This window comes from Azotobacter salinestris (assembly GCF_009363155.1).
GTDB classification, from domain to species: domain Bacteria; phylum Pseudomonadota; class Gammaproteobacteria; order Pseudomonadales; family Pseudomonadaceae; genus Azotobacter; species Azotobacter salinestris.
The window spans coordinates 3,747,466-3,762,175 of sequence record NZ_CP045302.1; the positions used below are offsets into that span (position 1 = coordinate 3,747,466).

The 14,710-nt window shown below is 69.2% G+C and carries 14 protein-coding genes and 1 pseudogene; 11 read left to right on the forward strand and 4 right to left on the reverse strand.

Features of this window, described 5'->3' with window-relative positions; genetic code table 11:
- Positions 1–30: 30 nt before the first annotated feature.
- Both folX and folM read right to left on the reverse strand, forming a co-directional pair.
- Positions 31–408, reverse strand: a complete 378-nt coding sequence (gene folX, locus GCU53_RS17560; protein WP_152388740.1) for a dihydroneopterin triphosphate 2'-epimerase — start codon at positions 406–408, stop codon at positions 31–33.
- A 40-nt stretch (positions 409–448) separates the two neighbouring features.
- Positions 449–1,159 (reverse strand): dihydromonapterin reductase, encoded by a 711-nt coding sequence (gene folM, locus GCU53_RS17565; protein WP_208845303.1) that lies wholly within the window; start codon positions 1,157–1,159, stop codon positions 449–451.
- A gap of 299 nt (positions 1,160–1,458) precedes the next feature.
- Here folM and mdcA point away from each other — a divergent pair, with 299 nt between their 5' ends.
- The 9 genes and pseudogenes from mdcA (at position 1,459) to madM (ending at position 8,791) form a co-directional block, all read left to right on the forward strand.
- Positions 1,459–3,120, forward strand: coding sequence for a malonate decarboxylase subunit alpha (mdcA, locus tag GCU53_RS17570; protein WP_152388742.1), 1,662 nt, complete (start codon positions 1,459–1,461; stop codon positions 3,118–3,120).
- Positions 3,120–3,992, forward strand: a complete 873-nt coding sequence (locus tag GCU53_RS17575) for a triphosphoribosyl-dephospho-CoA synthase (RefSeq protein ID WP_152388743.1) — start codon at positions 3,120–3,122, stop codon at positions 3,990–3,992. Before mdcA ends, GCU53_RS17575 begins: the two co-directional genes overlap by 1 nt.
- A 2-nt stretch (positions 3,993–3,994) precedes the next feature.
- The gene (locus GCU53_RS17580) at positions 3,995–4,294 is read left to right on the forward strand and encodes a malonate decarboxylase subunit delta (protein ID WP_131254851.1); all 300 of its coding nucleotides are present in this window, start codon (positions 3,995–3,997) and stop codon (positions 4,292–4,294) included.
- A complete protein-coding gene (locus tag GCU53_RS17585) occupies positions 4,287–5,132 on the forward strand; it encodes a biotin-independent malonate decarboxylase subunit beta (protein WP_152388744.1) in 846 nt (281 codons plus the stop codon). The genes GCU53_RS17580 and GCU53_RS17585 overlap by 8 nt, the downstream gene beginning before the upstream one ends.
- Positions 5,129–5,935: a biotin-independent malonate decarboxylase subunit gamma gene (mdcE, locus tag GCU53_RS17590; RefSeq protein WP_152388745.1), complete on the forward strand. Its 807-nt coding sequence runs from the start codon at positions 5,129–5,131 to the stop codon at positions 5,933–5,935. The genes GCU53_RS17585 and mdcE overlap by 4 nt, the downstream gene beginning before the upstream one ends.
- A 32-nt stretch (positions 5,936–5,967) precedes the next feature.
- Positions 5,968–6,609: a malonate decarboxylase holo-ACP synthase gene (locus GCU53_RS17595; protein ID WP_152389949.1), complete on the forward strand. Its 642-nt coding sequence runs from the start codon at positions 5,968–5,970 to the stop codon at positions 6,607–6,609.
- Complete coding sequence (mdcH, locus tag GCU53_RS17600) at positions 6,606–7,541, forward strand: malonate decarboxylase subunit epsilon (protein ID WP_152388746.1); 936 nt, start codon at positions 6,606–6,608, stop codon at positions 7,539–7,541. Before GCU53_RS17595 ends, mdcH begins: the two co-directional genes overlap by 4 nt.
- A 52-nt stretch (positions 7,542–7,593) precedes the next feature.
- Positions 7,594–8,019: a malonate transporter subunit MadL gene (gene madL / locus GCU53_RS17605; protein ID WP_152388747.1), complete on the forward strand. Its 426-nt coding sequence runs from the start codon at positions 7,594–7,596 to the stop codon at positions 8,017–8,019.
- 8 nt (positions 8,020–8,027) lie between these two features.
- A pseudogene (madM, locus tag GCU53_RS17610) lies at positions 8,028–8,791 on the forward strand (malonate transporter subunit MadM).
- A 222-nt stretch (positions 8,792–9,013) separates the two neighbouring features.
- Here the strand turns inward: madM and GCU53_RS17615 are convergent.
- On the reverse strand, positions 9,014–9,931 hold the full coding sequence (locus GCU53_RS17615) for a LysR family transcriptional regulator (protein WP_152388748.1): 918 nt from the start codon (positions 9,929–9,931) through the stop codon (positions 9,014–9,016).
- Positions 9,932–10,166: 235 nt separating this feature from the next.
- Here GCU53_RS17615 and GCU53_RS17620 point away from each other — a divergent pair, with 235 nt between their 5' ends.
- Positions 10,167–10,634, forward strand: a complete 468-nt coding sequence (locus GCU53_RS17620) for a ferritin-like domain-containing protein (protein ID WP_152388749.1) — start codon at positions 10,167–10,169, stop codon at positions 10,632–10,634.
- 533 nt (positions 10,635–11,167) lie between these two features.
- Positions 11,168–13,396: an LTA synthase family protein gene (locus GCU53_RS17625; protein ID WP_208845305.1), complete on the forward strand. Its 2,229-nt coding sequence runs from the start codon at positions 11,168–11,170 to the stop codon at positions 13,394–13,396.
- Positions 13,397–13,571: 175 nt separating this feature from the next.
- On the opposite strand, the gene GCU53_RS17630 is transcribed toward GCU53_RS17625, so the two are convergent.
- Positions 13,572–14,576, reverse strand: coding sequence for a TerC family protein (locus GCU53_RS17630; protein WP_152388751.1), 1,005 nt, complete (start codon positions 14,574–14,576; stop codon positions 13,572–13,574).
- Positions 14,577–14,710: the final 134 nt, after the last annotated feature.

Here is a 14,710-nt window from a genome sequence, read left to right on the forward strand (position 1 = left end):
CCCCCACCAGCGCGCCCGGGCGGGCTGCGCTCAGGCTCCGCGATGGGCGGCGAGGGTGATGGAGACCGACTCGGCGAAGCGCAGGGCGTGGGGCTTGTCCACCTCCACCTCGGCGTAGTGCACGCTCGCGTAGCTCATCACCAGGTCGAGGATCTCCTGGGTCAGGCGCTCGAGCAGGGCGAAGCGGTTTTCCTCCACGTGGCGGATGATCGCCTTGGTCAGGGTGCGGTAGTTCAGCGCCTGGTCGATGACGTTGTCGCGCACGGCATCCACGGCGGGGTAGAGCACGGTGAGGTTGATCAGCACGTCCTGCTTGTTGAGGATTTCCTCCTCCTTGATGCCGATGTGGGTGCGCAGACGCAGGTCCTTGACCCGAATCCGCGCCATGCCTGGTTCCAGTCGCGGCATAGCGTATTGCTCCGTCCTGTCGGTTGCGGAAGTGGGGCACTCACTTGAGGTGGCGGCCGCCGTTGACCGTCAGCGTGGTGCCGGTGACATAGGGATTGTCCAACAGATAGCGCAGGCCGAGGTAGACCGCCTCGGCGCCCGGCTCGATGCCGAGGGCGGACTTGGCCAGGGTCCTGGCGCGGTACTCGGCGTCGTCCGCGGGCTTGAAGAGGATCAGTGCCGGGGCGATGCCGTTGACCTTGACGCGCGGCGCCAGGCGCGCGGCGAAGGACAGGGTGAGGTTGTCCAGGCCGGCCTTGCTGGCGCTGTAGGCGATGTGCGCGGCGCTGCCCTTGCGGGTGACGTCGTCGCCGATGTGCACGATGTCCGCCGGGCTCGAGCGCTCCAGCAGCTCGGCGCAGTGCAGGTTGATCAGGTAGGGCGCCAGCATGTGCACGCTGAACAGGCGCTGGAAGGTCTGCGCTTCCTCGCCGGGCGCTTCGTTCAGCCATTCCGAGGCGTTGTGGACGATGGCGCGCAGGCGGTCGGTGCGCGCCTTGAGCTGGCCGATGAAGGCGAGGATGCCGGCCTCGTCGGCGAAGTCCGCGTGCAGGGTCAGCGCGCCGCGCTCGCGCAGCCGTTCGAGGCCCGGACGTTCGCTGCGGAAGGTGGCGATCACCGGCTGGCCCTCGTCGAGCAGGCGCTCGGCGCAGTACAGGCCGATGCGCTGGCTGGCGCCGGTGATCAGGATGGGAGCCAGGGACGCACTCATGGGGGACTCGCGCAGTCGGAGGGAGTGGGTCCAGCGGCGCAGCATCCGGGTACCTGACCAGTTAGGAGGGACGCCGCGCCACCGAACACCTGCTGGGAACTTATAGCAGTGTCCCTCTTTGTACAACCGTACCCAAGCCTCAGACCAGACCAAGGTATGACGGATGCCACTCGGTTCTTGCCAGGAGGAAATCCGTTCGATCGTTAACTTCAGAGTAATGAACGACCGGCCAGCTTGATTGAACGCTCCCCGGCCGCCGCCTACCGTGAGGCCACGACAGCGGAACCCGTGGAGCAAGCATGACAACAACAATTTCCCCCCCGCCGCAGTGGTCGCGTCGGCGCAGCGAGAAGCAGCGCCGGCTCGAGCAGGTGCGCAATCTCGCCGACGGCGTGGTCCTGCCGAGCGACAGGATCGTCGACGCCCTGGAAGCACTGATCGCCCCCGGCGATCGCGTGGTGCTGGAAGGCAACAACCAGAAGCAGGCGGATTTCCTCTCCCGCTCGCTGGCCAGGGCCGATCCCGGCAAGCTGCACGATCTGCACATGATCATGCCCAGCGTCAGCCGCGCCGAGCACCTCGACCTGTTCGAGCGCGGCATCGCCCGCCGGCTGGACTTCTCCTTCGCCGGCCCGCAGAGCCTGCGCATCGGCCAGCTGCTGGAGGACGGCCTGCTCGAGGTCGGCGCCATCCACACCTATATCGAGCTGTACTCGCGCCTGGTGGTGGACCTGATCCCCAATGTCGCGCTGGTCGCCGGCTTCATGGCCGACCGCGAGGGCAACATCTACAGCGGGCCGAGCACCGAGGACACCCCGGCGCTGGTCGAGCCGACCGCCTTCGCCGACGGCATCGTCATCGTCCAGGTCAACGAGATCGTCGAGGATCCGCGCGACCTGCCGCGCGTGGACATCCCGGCCTCCTGGGTCGACTTCGTGGTGGTGGCCGACAAGCCGTTCTACATCGAGCCGCTGTTCACCCGCGACCCGCGCCACATCAAGCCGGTGCACGTCTTGATGGCGATGATGGCGATCCGCGGCATCTACGAGAAGCACAAGGTCCAGTCGCTCAACCACGGCATCGGCTTCAACACCGCGGCCATCGAGCTGATCCTGCCCACCTACGGCGAGCGCCTGGGCCTCAAGGGCAAGATCTGCCGCAACTGGACCCTCAACCCGCACCCGACACTGATCCCGGCCATCGAGACCGGCTGGGTCGAGAGCGTGCACTGCTTCGGCACTGAGCTGGGCATGGAGAACTACGTGGCGGCGCGCCCGGACGTGTTCTTCACCGGCCGCGACGGCTCCTTGCGCTCCAACCGCATGATGTGCCAGCTGGCCGGCCAGTACGCGGTCGACCTGTTCATCGGCGCCACCCTGCAGGTGGACGGCGACGGCCATTCCTCGACCGTCACCCGCGGCCGCCTGGCCGGCTTCGGCGGCGCGCCGAACATGGGCCATGACCCGCGCGGCCGCCGCCATGCCACTCCCGCCTGGCTGGACATGACCACGCCTGAGACCCTGCTCGAGCGCGGCAGGAAGCTGGTGGTGCAGATGGTCGAGACCTACCAGGAGGGCGGCAAACCCACCTTCGTCGAGCAGCTCGACGCGGTGGAGGTGGCGAAGAAGGTCGGCATGCCGCTGGCGCCGGTGATGATCTACGGCGACGACGTCACCCACCTGCTCACCGAGGAGGGCATCGCCTACCTGTATAAGGCGCGCAGCCTGGAGGAGCGTCGGGCGATGATCGCCGCGGTGGCCGGCGTCACCGCCATCGGCCTGCGCCACGATCCGAAGGACACCGAGCGCATGCGCCGCGAAGGGCTGATCGCCCTGCCGGAGGATCTGGGCATCCGCCGCACCGACGCCAGCCGCGAGCTGCTCGCCGCCAAGAGCATCGCCGAGCTGGTCGACTGGTCCGGCGGCCTCTATAACCCGCCCGCCAAGTTCAGGAGCTGGTGATGAGCGCATTCATTGCAGCAAGACTGCGCCCGAGCCTGGCCGAGCGGCTCGCCGACCTCGCCGTGCAGGCGCTGATCGACGAGGCCGACCTGTCGCCCAAGCCGGCGCTGGTCGACCGCCGTGGCAGCGGCGCGCACCGCGACCTCGACCTGAAGCTGATGCACGCCTCGGCGCGCGCGCTGTGGCCGGCCTTCCACGCCATGGCCGAGGCCGGCGACGCCGAACTCGGCCTGCCCCTGCGCGAAACCATCGGCCGGCTCGGCCGCGAGGGCGAGGCGCGGATGCTGGCGGTCACCGGTGGGGTCAACACCCACCGCGGCGCGATTTGGGCACTCGGCCTCTTGGTCACCGCCGCCGCGCTCGAACCGCAGCAAGGATCAGCGGAGCAGGTGAGCCTGCGCGCCGCGCGGCTGGCCTGGCTGGAGGACCGGCAGAGGCCGGCGCAGGCGCCCAGCCACGGCGAGCGCGTGCGCCAGCGCTATGGCGTGCGCGGCGCGCGGGAAGAGGCCCGGTGCGGCTTCCCCGGCGCGCTCCAGCACGGCCTGCCGCAGCTCCGGCGCAGCCGCGCAGCCGGCTTCGACGAGAACCACGCGCAGCTGGATGCGCTGCTGGCGATCATGGCGCAGCTCGAAGATACCTGCGTGCTGCACCGCGCCGGCCTGGAAGGATTGGCCTGCATGCAGCACGGCGCCCGCGCGGTGCTCGATGCCGGTGGCAGCGCCACGCTGGCCGGTCGCCGCTGCCTCAAGGCGCTGGAGCACGACCTGCTGGCCCTCAACGCCTCGCCCGGCGGCGCCGCCGATCTGCTCGCCGCCACCTTATTCCTCGACCGCCTGGAGCCGATGCTCGGGGCGCCGATTGGGAGCCTGTGAATATGGAAACCCTGTCCTTCGAATTTCCCGCCGGCCAGCCGGCCCGTCAGCGGGCCCAGGTGGGCTGCGTCGGCTCCGGCGACCTGGAGGTGCTGCTCGAGCCCGGCCCGGCCGGTCGCCTGAGCATCCAGGTGGTCACCTCGGTGAACGGCAGCGCCGAGCGCTGGCGCCACCTGTTCGAGCGCATGTTCGCCGGTAGCAACCCGCCGGCCCTGAACGTCGATATTCACGATTTCGGCGCCACCCCCGGTGTGGTGCGCCTGCGCCTGGAACAGGCGCTGGAGGAACTGAGCGATGTCTGACCTGAATGCACTGCTGCACAGCCGCAGCTTCGTCGAACTGGGCGCCCGCCAGCGCGCCAGGGCACTCCTGGACCCGGGCAGCCTGCGCGAGCTGCTCGACCCCTTCGCCCGGCTCAAGTCGCCCTGGCTGGAGGGCCAGGGCATCGTCGCCCAGGCCGACGACGGCGTGGTAGTGGCCAAGGGCAGCCTCGGCGGGCGCCCGGCGGTGCTCGCCGCCATCGAGGGCGGCTTCCAGGGCGGCAGCCTCGGCGAGGTGGGCGGCGCGAAGATCGCCGGCGCCCTGGAGCTGGCCGCCGAGGACAACCGCCAGGGCATCCCGACCTGTGCCGTGCTGCTGCTGGAGACCGGCGGCGTGCGCCTGCAGGAGGCCAACCTGGGCCTCGCCGCCATCGCCGAGGTGCAGGCGGCCATCGTCGAGCTGCGCCAGTACCAGCCGGTGATCGGCGTCATCGCCGGCCCGGTGGGCTGCTTCGGCGGCATGTCGATCGCCGCCGCGCTCTGCAGCCACCTGCTGGTCACCCGCGAGGCGCGCCTGGGCCTCAACGGCCCGCAGGTGATCGAGCAGGAGGCCGGCCTCGAGGAGTACGACTCGCGCGACCGTCCGTTCATCTGGAGCCTGACCGGCGGCGAGCAGCGCTTCGCCTGCGGGCTGGTCGACGCCTACGTCGCCGACGACGCGCAGGCCATCCGCGAACGGCTGCTGGGCATTCTCGAACGGCCCGGCGACGCCCTGCCGCGCAGCCGCCAGTATCCGCGCTTCCTCGACCTGCTCGGCCGCTATGACTCCGCGCCGCAAGCCGACGCCGTGCGCGCCCTCTACCAAGGAGACCAGGCATGAGCACCGTCCTCTCGCAACGCGGCCTGAACTGGTTGCGCGCCCTCACCGGCAATGCCGCCGGGCAGCCGGGCTACCCGGCCTCGCTGAAGGTGGTCGATGCTCCGCTGGCCGGCCGCCCGGCCCGTTACCTCGCCGTGGTGCCGGATGCGGACAACCGCTTTCCGCGTGCCCGCAGCGGCGAGGTCGGCCTGCTCGAAGGCTGGAGCCTGGGCCGCGCGCTGGACGAGGTGATCGCCGCCGATCGCGACGCGCCGGTCAAGCGCCCGGTGGTCGCCGTGGTCGACGTGCCCAGCCAGGCCTACGGCCGCCGCGAGGAGGCTCTCGGCATCCATCAGGCGCTGGCCGGCGCGGTGGACGGCTACGCCCGCGCCCGTCTGGCCGGGCATCCGGTGATCGCCCTTTTGGTCGGCAAGGCCATGTCCGGTGCCTTCCTCGCCCACGGCTACCAGGCCAACCGCATCGTCGCCCTGCGCGATCCGGGGGTGATGGTTCACGCCATGGGCAAGGAGTCCGCCGCGCGGGTCACCCTGCGCACGGTCGACGAGCTGGAAGCCTTCGCCGCCAGGGTGCCGCCGATGGCCTACGACCTCGACAGCTACGCCTCCCTCGGCCTGCTCTGGGAAAGCCTGTCGGTGGAGCGCATCGAGCAGCCGGGCGCGGAGGATCTGGCACGCGTACGGGCCTGCCTGGAACAGGCCGAGGCCGACATCCGTGCCACCGGCAGCGATCTGCGCGGCCGCCTCGGCGCGGCCAACCGCGCCGCCTCGCGCCGGGTGCGCGAGCTGCTGCGCGCGCAGTGGTAGGCCGCGGGGTGGCTGCCATGGGCGAAGCGACGATGCATCACGGGGCGGGCGGATTGCCCCGGCCCCACGACCTGCTCTGGGGCGCGGGCGCCGACTGGCTGGAGGCCGGTGCGCCGGACTGGGCCCGCGCGGTGCTCGCCGCCGGCCTGCCGGTGGTGGTGCGCCGCGCACCGGCGCGCGACGGCTGGATCGCCGTGGGTGTGCGCGGGCAGGGGCGCGAGCGGCGTCACGCCACCTGGATGCCGCGGACGGCGGTCCGCCGCTGCGTGCCGCCGGAGCAACTGACCGGCGGCGGGGAACGGGAAGGCCTCTGCGCGCCGCTGCGCGCCCTGGCCCTGCTGCAGCCGCAACTGGATGCGCTGTGCCGCCAGCACGGACTGGCCTGGGGGGTGACCGGCGGCGCCGGTTACCAGCTGGCCACCGGCGTGACGGTGCTGAACGAGGGCAGCGATCTCGACCTGCTGCTGCGCGTGCCCCGGCCGCTGCAGCGCCGGCAGGCGCAGGCCCTCATGGAGCGGCTGGAGCAGCTGCCGTGCCGGGTCGACCTGCAGCTGGAAACCCCGGCCGGCGCCGTCGCCCTGCGCGAGTGGGCGAGCGCCGCGGCGCGGGTGCTGCTCAAGGCCGGCAATGGCGCGCGGCTGGTCGGCGATCCCTGGCGGGAGGTGGCGGCATGAGCAGTCTGTTCGCCTTTCCCGGCCAGGGCGCCCAGCAGCCGGGCATGCTCCACCAGTTGCCGGACGAACCCCTGGTGCGGGCCTGTCTGGAGGAGGCCAGCGACGCGCTGGGCGAGGACGTGCGGGCGCTGGACAGCGCCGAGGCTTTGGCGTCCACCCGCGCCGTGCAGCTCTGCCTGCTGCTCGCCGGGGTCGCCAGCGCCCGGCTGCTGCTGGCGCGCGGCGCGCGACCGGACTACGTCGCCGGGCTGTCGATCGGCGCCTACCCGGCGGCGGTGGTCGGCGGCGCGCTGGAGCTGGCCGATGCGGCGCGTCTGGTGGCCCTGCGCGGCGAGCTGATGGAGCGGGCCTGGCCGGGCGGTTATGGCATGACCGCCATCATGGGCCTCGGCATCGCCGAACTGGAGCCCTTGCTGGCGCGGGTCAACGGCCCGGACAGCCCGGTGTTCCTGGCCAATGTCAACGCCGACAACCAGCTGGTGATCGCCGGCAGCGAGGCGGCCATGGCCGCGGTCGGCGAGCTGGCCCGCGGCATCGGCGCCGGCGCGGCGCGGCGCCTGGCGGTCAGCGTGCCCTCGCACTGCGCGCTGCTGGCCGAGCCGGCGGCGCAACTGGCCGAGGCCTTCGCCGGGGTGACGCTGCGCCGCCCGGCGCTGCGCTACCTGAGCGGCAGCTCGGCGCGTCTGGTGCTGGATCCCGAGGCGCTGCGCGACGACCTGACCTTCAACATGTGCCGCGTGGTCGACTGGCGGGGTACCCTGCGCAATGCCTACGAGCGTGGCGTGCGCCTGCACGTCGAGCTGTCGCCCGGCACGGTGCTCAGCGGCCTGGCGCGGCGGGTGATCCGCCAGGGCGCCGTGGTCGCCTTCCAGGGCGCCCGCCTCGACACGCTGGACGCGCTGCTGCGCGAGGAGGGCTGCCTCGACCGTTGACCGCCACTGCCTGCACGACAAGAACAATATTTTTCCAGACAGGACAATAACAATGATCATCTACGGTGTTGCTTTGCTCTCCATCTGCACCCTGGCCGGCCTGTTCGTCGGCGACCTGCTCGGCGTGCTCCTCGGCGTTCCCTCCAATGTCGGCGGTGTCGGCATCGCCATGATCCTGCTGATCTTCGGCGGCGGCTACCTGAGCAAGCGCGGCCTGCTCGCCGGCAAGACCGAGCAGGGCATCGAGTTCTGGAGCGCCATCTACATCCCCATCGTGGTCGCCATGGCCGCCCAGCAGAACGTGGTCGGCGCGCTGGACAGCGGTCCGGTGGCGATCCTCGCCGGCCTCGCCGCGGTCAGCCTGAGCTTCGCCATGGTGCCGGTGCTGGACAAGCTCGGTCGCCCGGACGCCGCCGCCGAAAAAAAGCCGCATGAGCCGGGCAGTGCCGCCCAGGCCACCGCCAGCGTGCAGAGGTAAGCGCCATGATCATCGAATCCTTGACCAAGGTGCTCAACGGCTACGGCCTGATCAGCGGCTTCGCGGTAATCGGCGCGACCATGTGGCTGTCCTACTGGCTGTCTGCGAAATTCACCCGGGGGCGTCTGCACGGTTCGGCCATCGCCATTCTCCTCGGCCTGGTGCTGTCCTATGTCGGCGGGCTGTACAGCGGCGGCCAGAAGGGCCTGGTGGACATCCCGCTGCTGTCCGGCATCGGCATCCTCGGCGGCGCCATGCTGCGCGACTTCGCGATCATCGCCACCGCCTTCGGCGTCAACCCGGAGGAGCTCAAGCAGGCCGGCGTCAGCGGGGTGATCGCCCTGGTCCTCGGCGTCTTCGTCTCGTTCTTCGCCGGCGCGGCCGTGGCCTTCGCCTTCGGCTATACCGATGCGGTCAGCCTGACCACCATCGGCACCGGCGCGGTGACCTACATCGTCGGCCCGGTGACCGGCGCGGCGCTGGGGGCCAGTTCCGAGGTGATGGCCCTGTCGATCGCCGCCGGCCTGATCAAGGCCATGGTGGTGATGGTGGCCACGCCCTTCGTCGCGCCGCTGATCGGGCTGAACAGCCCGCGCTCGGCGGTGATCTTCGGCGGCCTGATGGGCACCTCCAGCGGCGTGGCGGCCGGCCTGGCGGCCACCGATCCGAAGCTGGTGCCTACGGCTGCCTGACCGCGGCCTTCTACACCGCCCTCGGCTGCCTGCTCGGCCCGTCGCTGCTGTACTTCATGATGCGCGGCCTGTTCGGCTGAGCGCCTGTTCCATCCGTTACCGTCGCAACTTTCGGCCGCCGCGAGGCGGCCATGTTTTTCGCCTCGGGGCCCTCGGCGGACGGCATTTGCCCGGCCACTTCGTAGATTCGATGGCTCCCACCTTCCCGCGTGGGAGTCCCGCGGAGGGGGCTGCGTATCGACGTTGGCGATCCAGCGGGTTTTCGCGGCGAGGGTGCCGCTCCCACAGGTTGGAGGCCGCGTTCAGCCGTCACGCCGCTTGGCATACATCCGGCACTCGGCGAGCAGGGCGAGCAGGTTGGGATCGCGCTCGCGGCTCTTCAAAAACACCACGCCGATCTGCTGCTGCATCCGGTAGCGCGCCTCGAGCGGGATCAGCCGCACGCGGTTCTCGTACACCGCGGCGATGCGCCCCGGCAGCAGGGCGTAGCCGACCCCGGAGCTGACCATGCTGAGCAGGGTGAAGATGTCGTTGACCTGCATCGCCACCTGGGGCGCGAAGCCGGCCTGCCGGAACACGCGCAACGCGTCCTGGTGGGTGGCGAAGCCCTGGGTCAGGGTGATGAAGGTGGCCTCGCGCAGCTCGGCCAGATCAACCTCGGCCTGGTTGGCGAAGGGCGAGTCGACCGGCACGGCGAGGAAGATGTCGTCGCGAAACAGCGGCAGCGACTCGCAGTCCGGATCGTTCACGCTGTCGTTGAGCGAGACCAGGATGGCGTCCAGCTCGAGGTTCTTCAGCCTGTACAGCAGGTCGATGTTGGAGCCGAGGATCAGGTCGATGTTCAGCGTGCTGCGCCGCAGCTTGAGGCCCATGATCAGCTGCGGCACGGTCTTCACCGTCAGCGAGTAGAGCGCGCCGAGCTTGAAGCGCTCGGCGGAGAAGCCGGCCGCCTCGCGGGTCAGGCGCACGGTGTCGAGCATGTCGGCGATCAGCTTCTGCGCGCGGTCCTCCAGCACATGGGCGCTCTCCAGGGGCGTCAGCTTGCGCCCCTCGCGCCTGAACAGCGGGCAGCGCAGGGCGTTCTCCAGCGAGTGCAGGGCGCGGTGCACGCTGACCGTGCTGGTGTCCAGCTCGGCGGCGGCGCGCGACAGGTTGCCGCTGCGCATGAAGGCCAGGAAGATTTCCAGCTTCTTGAAGGTCAGTTCTTCGTCGATCTGCATGGGGCGTTACCGCTGGATGGATGGGCGGCCGCCTCCGGCGGCGGTTTCTCCGATCGTCCGTTCGAGTCTACCGGGCGCTTCGCCCGACGGGCAGCATCCGCCGCGGCAAATCGCCGGTTGCCGGCAATGCGAAACCTGCCGCATTATCCTCACTTTCCGTGAGGCCTCCCGGTCGCCCGAGAGGGTCGTGGTGGCTTCGGCTTTCATCCACCTTCAATCGATCAAGGAGAGGGGTGTGAACGAGATCCAGCGTTTCCTTGCCCATGCCATCCAGCTGGAGAAGGAGTCGTCCCGCCGCTATGCCGAGCTGGCCGAAGCCATGCAGAAACTCGGCAATGCCGAGGTGGCGGAGTTCTTCCAGCAGATGTCCCACTATTCCCGTCTGCACCAGCGCGAGGCCATGGAGCGCGGCGGCTTCCACGACCTGCCGAAGCTGGCGGCCGACGAGTACGACTGGCCCGAGGGCTCCAGCCCGGAGGCCGCCTGGGGCCCGGTAGACCCGGACATCGACGTGCTCGGCGCCATGGCGCTGGCCATGCGCGGCGAGCAGCGCAGCCACGAGTACTACCAGAAGATCGCCGACGAAACCGCCGATCCGGAAGTGAAGGCGATGGCCACGGAGTTCGCCGACGAGGAGGCGGAGCATGTGGTGCAGTTGGATGTCTGGCATGCCAACCTGACCAAGCTGAGCGCCGCCGGCTGACCGCCGGGCCTGAACCCGCCGCTGTTCCCGGAGGCCGGACGAAGCGCAATGCGTCGTCCGGCCTCCGGTTTTCCGGGTGTCCGGAGCTTGTTCACGCTCTTTTTACATCGAGATAATGGCCCGCCGCGAGAGGCTCGTCAGCCGAGCGCGTGACGTTCGGCGCGGACGATTCGGACCCCCGGTCGGGCTCGCACCCCGTTCCACGCCAACCGCGGCGCGTTTCGCCGGTTCATCCAGGAGCGCCAGGGAGTGCCCCGGCAGCCTGGATGAACCGGCGTGCCGTGCAGCCCCCGCTTGACGGCCGCCCCAGGGCAGCCCGGGAGGCAGGGATATTCGCTGCAGGAAGAGGGTGTCGCCCGGCTCTCGCCGCAGAGCCACGAGCCTATCGAACGCAGGTCCGGGATTTCTTCAAGAGGTCGCACGCAGGAAGCCACGGCCGTTATCAATCAGGACGACGACCGGTGTTCGGGACGTGCCCGGGAGCCCGCATGGCTTCCTGGCCCCACAGCTTCTCAAACCTCTATGACGATTCAATGGCTGGCAGATTTCTTGTGAACTTCATGCGTCGCTGCTTGCAGCATCCCCTTTTTTCCCTCATCGCCTTGATCGGGCTGGTGCTGGTCGTTCCTCTGGGCCTGCGCCTTGCCCAGGGGTGGTCCAATCCACTCGGCTATCTCTCGGACCTGGGCATCGCCAGCCTGCTGATCGTGCTCCTGTATCGGCGTCCATGGTGGCTGGCATTGCCGGTGTTGTCGGTGTGGAGCCTGATGATGCTGGCCACGGCCGAACTGGTCAGCGCAGTCGGCAGGCTGCCGAGCGTGGCGGACCTCCACTACCTGCTCGACCCGCAGTTTCTGGAGAACTCCACCGGTGGCGGTTTTGCCCATCCCTGGCTGGCCGCCGCCCTGGCGCTCGGCCTGGCGATCTGGCTGATCGCCCAGGGGGCCGGTCGTTCCAGACCCGCTGCAGGCTTGCCCCGGCATGCCTGGCTGGCGCCGGCGCTGCTCCTGCTGGCCCACGGCGGCGCACAGTACCTGCAGCCCGGCGAGGACGATCAGTGGCGGCTGTTCAACCTGCCGCATCAGCTGCTGGCGGCAGGCATCGGGGCGGGGCAGGCGCGAGCGGAAGAGTGGCTGCAAGGCGACAGCGTCGATCTGCCGCCGCAGATGGCGGGCCTCACCCGGCTCGACCTGAATGGACAAAAACTGCTGCGTGCCCCCGGACGCGCCCGCAATGTACTGCTGGTCGTGCTCGAAGGCATTCCCGGCGCCTATGTGGGGATGAACCGGCACGCCCTGCACAGCCGCTATCGGGAAAACCTGATGCCGAATCTGAGTGCATGGGCCGAGCGTGGCATGAACACGCCCGACTATGTGCTGCACAGCCATCAGACCATTCGCGGCCTGTACGCGATGCTCTGCGGCGATTACGACAAGCTCGACAATGGCACGCCCAAGGGCGTCGAGATGCTGACCCTGACCCGCCGCAACCAGGACTGCCTGCCGGCCCAGCTACGCAAGAACGGGTTCGCCACGCACTACCTGCAGGGCGCGGGCCTCAGGTTCATGGCCAAGGACAGGATCATGCCGCACATCGGCTTCGATGCCACCCGGGGCCGGGAGTGGTTCACCAACCCGTCGCACCTGGATTTCCCGTGGGGCAAGGATGACAAGGCGTTCTTCGAGGGCGCGCTGGACTACATCGGCCAGCTGCGGCAACAGGAGCGGCCCTGGATGCTCACGCTGCTGAGCGTGGGCACCCACCAGCCCTATTCGGCGCCCGAGGAGTACCTGCAGCGCCACGCCACGCCCAAGCAGGCGGCGGTGGCCTACCTGGACGATGCGCTCGGGCAATTCCTGGCCGGCCTGGAGCGTCAGGGCGTGTTGAAGGATACCCTGGTCATCGTCACCTCGGACGAATCCCATGGCATCGACGGCGTGCGCCTGGCCTCGTCGTGGGGCTTCAGCCTGGTGTTGGCGCCGGAGCAGGAGCAGTTGCCCCGGCTGAAGTCCGGGGTCTACGGACATGTCGATCTGAGCGCTTCGCTACTCGACTACTTCGGCTTCCCGATGCCGGCGACCCTGAGCGGTCGTTCGCTGTTCCGCGACTATGCAACGGGGCGGGAGATCATGTCGTTCACCAACGGCAAGCTGCGCTATCACGATGGGCGGGGCACCCTGACCGAGTGCGATTTCCAGCAGCACTGCCGGTATTACGCCAGTGAGGGCTTCATCGCCGGGCAGGCGACCCTGCTGGGCCGATATGGCGGCAAGCGTGCGCGGCAGATCGCCTCGCGCGCCGCCGCGCTGGATCGCACCCTGCTGCGGACACCGCTGAGCCGGCACTACCAGTTCGGCAGCCCGGCCAGGATCCCGCTTCAGGCGCAAGTCAGGGACGACTGGGCGGACAACCTCATCGGCGCCCAGTACCTGGAGATGCCCAAGGGATCGCACACCCGCGTACGCCTGACCGTGCGCTCCGTGGACCCGCAACAGAACGCCTACATTCTGCTCAAGGCCAAGGAGTTCGAGCAGGACGTGCCCCTGGGCCTTCCCACGGAAATGCTGGTCACGCCCGAGCGGCCGCTGGAGATGGATTTCAGCTTCGACAATCCGGAGTCGCGCAAGGCGTTCTCCTTCCATCTGCTCGGCTACGGGCTGGGGGCCATCGAGGTCAGCGACTTCAGTGTGATTACCGAGTTGCCGGGGCAGGCGGAGGCGCTGGACGAAGTCCCGGACGACGGCAATGCCCAATCGAGCTGAGCGAGCGATCCGCAGCGGACCGCCGGACAACCGAGCCGCCCGGTCCGTCGGCTTGTCCCGTGCCGGAGTCGACTGGCATCCGGCCTCCCAGGGCTCCCGCGTGGTAGAGCGCTGGAGCTGCCGGGGCTCGCCGAGCGACACGTAGGTTTGTTGTCGAACAGGTTCACCTTGCCCTTCAGTGGAGCTGTTTGTCGCTTTCCCCGAGCGCGGCCTGGTTTCTGGTTTTCCACAGTGAGAACAGGACGCCGCCGAGCAGCAGGCCGAAGGTCACGCCGAGCGATACCGGGGCCGGGATCTTGCCGATGACGCTGGCCAGGAGGATCTTGCCGCCGATGAACACCAGCACCAGGGCCAGGGCGTATTTCAGGTAGGCGAAGCGGTGGATCAGCGCCGCCAGGGCGAAGTACAGCGCGCGCAGGCCGAGGACGGCGAAGATGTTCGAGGTGTAGACGAGGAAGGGGTCCAGGGTGATGGCGAAGATCGCCGGCACGCTGTCCACCGCGAAGACCACGTCGGCGCACTCGATCAGAATCAGCGCCAGCAAGAGCGGCGTGGCCCAGAGCACGGGCCTGCCGCTGGCGTTGGGCTGGCGGACGATGAAGCGCCCGTCGTGCAGCCGGTCGGTCACCCGCAGGCGGTGGCGCAGGAACTGGACGAACCGGTTGTTTTCCATGTTCTGGTCGTCGTCGACTCGGGAGAACAGCATCCGCAGGCCGGTCAGCAGCAGGAAGACGCCGAACAGGTAGAGAATCCAGTGGAACTCGGCGATCAGCGCGGCGCCCAGACCGATCATCAGCGCACGCAGCACGATCACCCCGAGAATGCCCCAGAACAGCACCTCGTGCTGGTAGCGGCGGGGAATCGCCAGATAGCCGAAGATCATCGCCATGACGAACACGTTGTCCATCGACAGCGATTTTTCGATCAGAAAGCCGGTGTAGTACTCCAGGCTCGCGTCCAGGCCCTTCCAGTGCCAGACCAGCAGGCCGAACAGCAGGCCGGCGCTGATGTAGCCGGCGGACAGCAGCAGGCTTTCCTGCACGCCGATTTCGTGGTGGTCGCGGTGCAGCACGCCGAGGTCGAAGACCAGCAGCGCGATGACGATGCCGATGAACAGCAGCCACAGCCAGGTGGCGGTGCCGAGAAAGGGGATTGTGGCGAACGCCATGAGAGCTTCCATGAGCCCCTCCTTGCCAGTCGAAGTTGTACAGACAGTGACTCCGACATGGCGGCAACGACCGTCAGAGGGGCCCGGCGTCACACCTTCAGGCTAGTCGAGCCGGCCCGGAGCGTTCAAGGGCAACTCCTCTCCTG

What these genes read in the sequence shown, in the direction of transcription:
- folX (WP_152388740.1), bottom strand. Translation starts at nt 408, where the DNA reads ATGCCGCGACTGGAACCAGGCATGGCGCGGATTCGGGTCAAGGACCTG.
- folM (WP_208845303.1), bottom strand. Translation starts at nt 1,159, where the DNA reads ATGAGTGCGTCCCTGGCTCCCATCCTGATCACCGGCGCCAGCCAGCGC.
- mdcA (WP_152388742.1), top strand. Translation starts at nt 1,459, where the DNA reads ATGACAACAACAATTTCCCCCCCGCCGCAGTGGTCGCGTCGGCGCAGC.
- GCU53_RS17575 (WP_152388743.1), top strand. Translation starts at nt 3,120, where the DNA reads ATGAGCGCATTCATTGCAGCAAGACTGCGCCCGAGCCTGGCCGAGCGG.
- GCU53_RS17580 (WP_131254851.1), top strand. Translation starts at nt 3,995, where the DNA reads ATGGAAACCCTGTCCTTCGAATTTCCCGCCGGCCAGCCGGCCCGTCAG.
- GCU53_RS17585 (WP_152388744.1), top strand. Translation starts at nt 4,287, where the DNA reads ATGTCTGACCTGAATGCACTGCTGCACAGCCGCAGCTTCGTCGAACTG.
- mdcE (WP_152388745.1), top strand. Translation starts at nt 5,129, where the DNA reads ATGAGCACCGTCCTCTCGCAACGCGGCCTGAACTGGTTGCGCGCCCTC.
- GCU53_RS17595 (WP_152389949.1), top strand. Translation starts at nt 5,968, where the DNA reads ATGCATCACGGGGCGGGCGGATTGCCCCGGCCCCACGACCTGCTCTGG.
- mdcH (WP_152388746.1), top strand. Translation starts at nt 6,606, where the DNA reads ATGAGCAGTCTGTTCGCCTTTCCCGGCCAGGGCGCCCAGCAGCCGGGC.
- madL (WP_152388747.1), top strand. Translation starts at nt 7,594, where the DNA reads ATGATCATCTACGGTGTTGCTTTGCTCTCCATCTGCACCCTGGCCGGC.
- GCU53_RS17615 (WP_152388748.1), bottom strand. Translation starts at nt 9,931, where the DNA reads ATGCAGATCGACGAAGAACTGACCTTCAAGAAGCTGGAAATCTTCCTG.
- GCU53_RS17625 (WP_208845305.1), top strand. Translation starts at nt 11,168, where the DNA reads ATGGCTGGCAGATTTCTTGTGAACTTCATGCGTCGCTGCTTGCAGCAT.
- GCU53_RS17630 (WP_152388751.1), bottom strand. Translation starts at nt 14,576, where the DNA reads ATGGAAGCTCTCATGGCGTTCGCCACAATCCCCTTTCTCGGCACCGCC.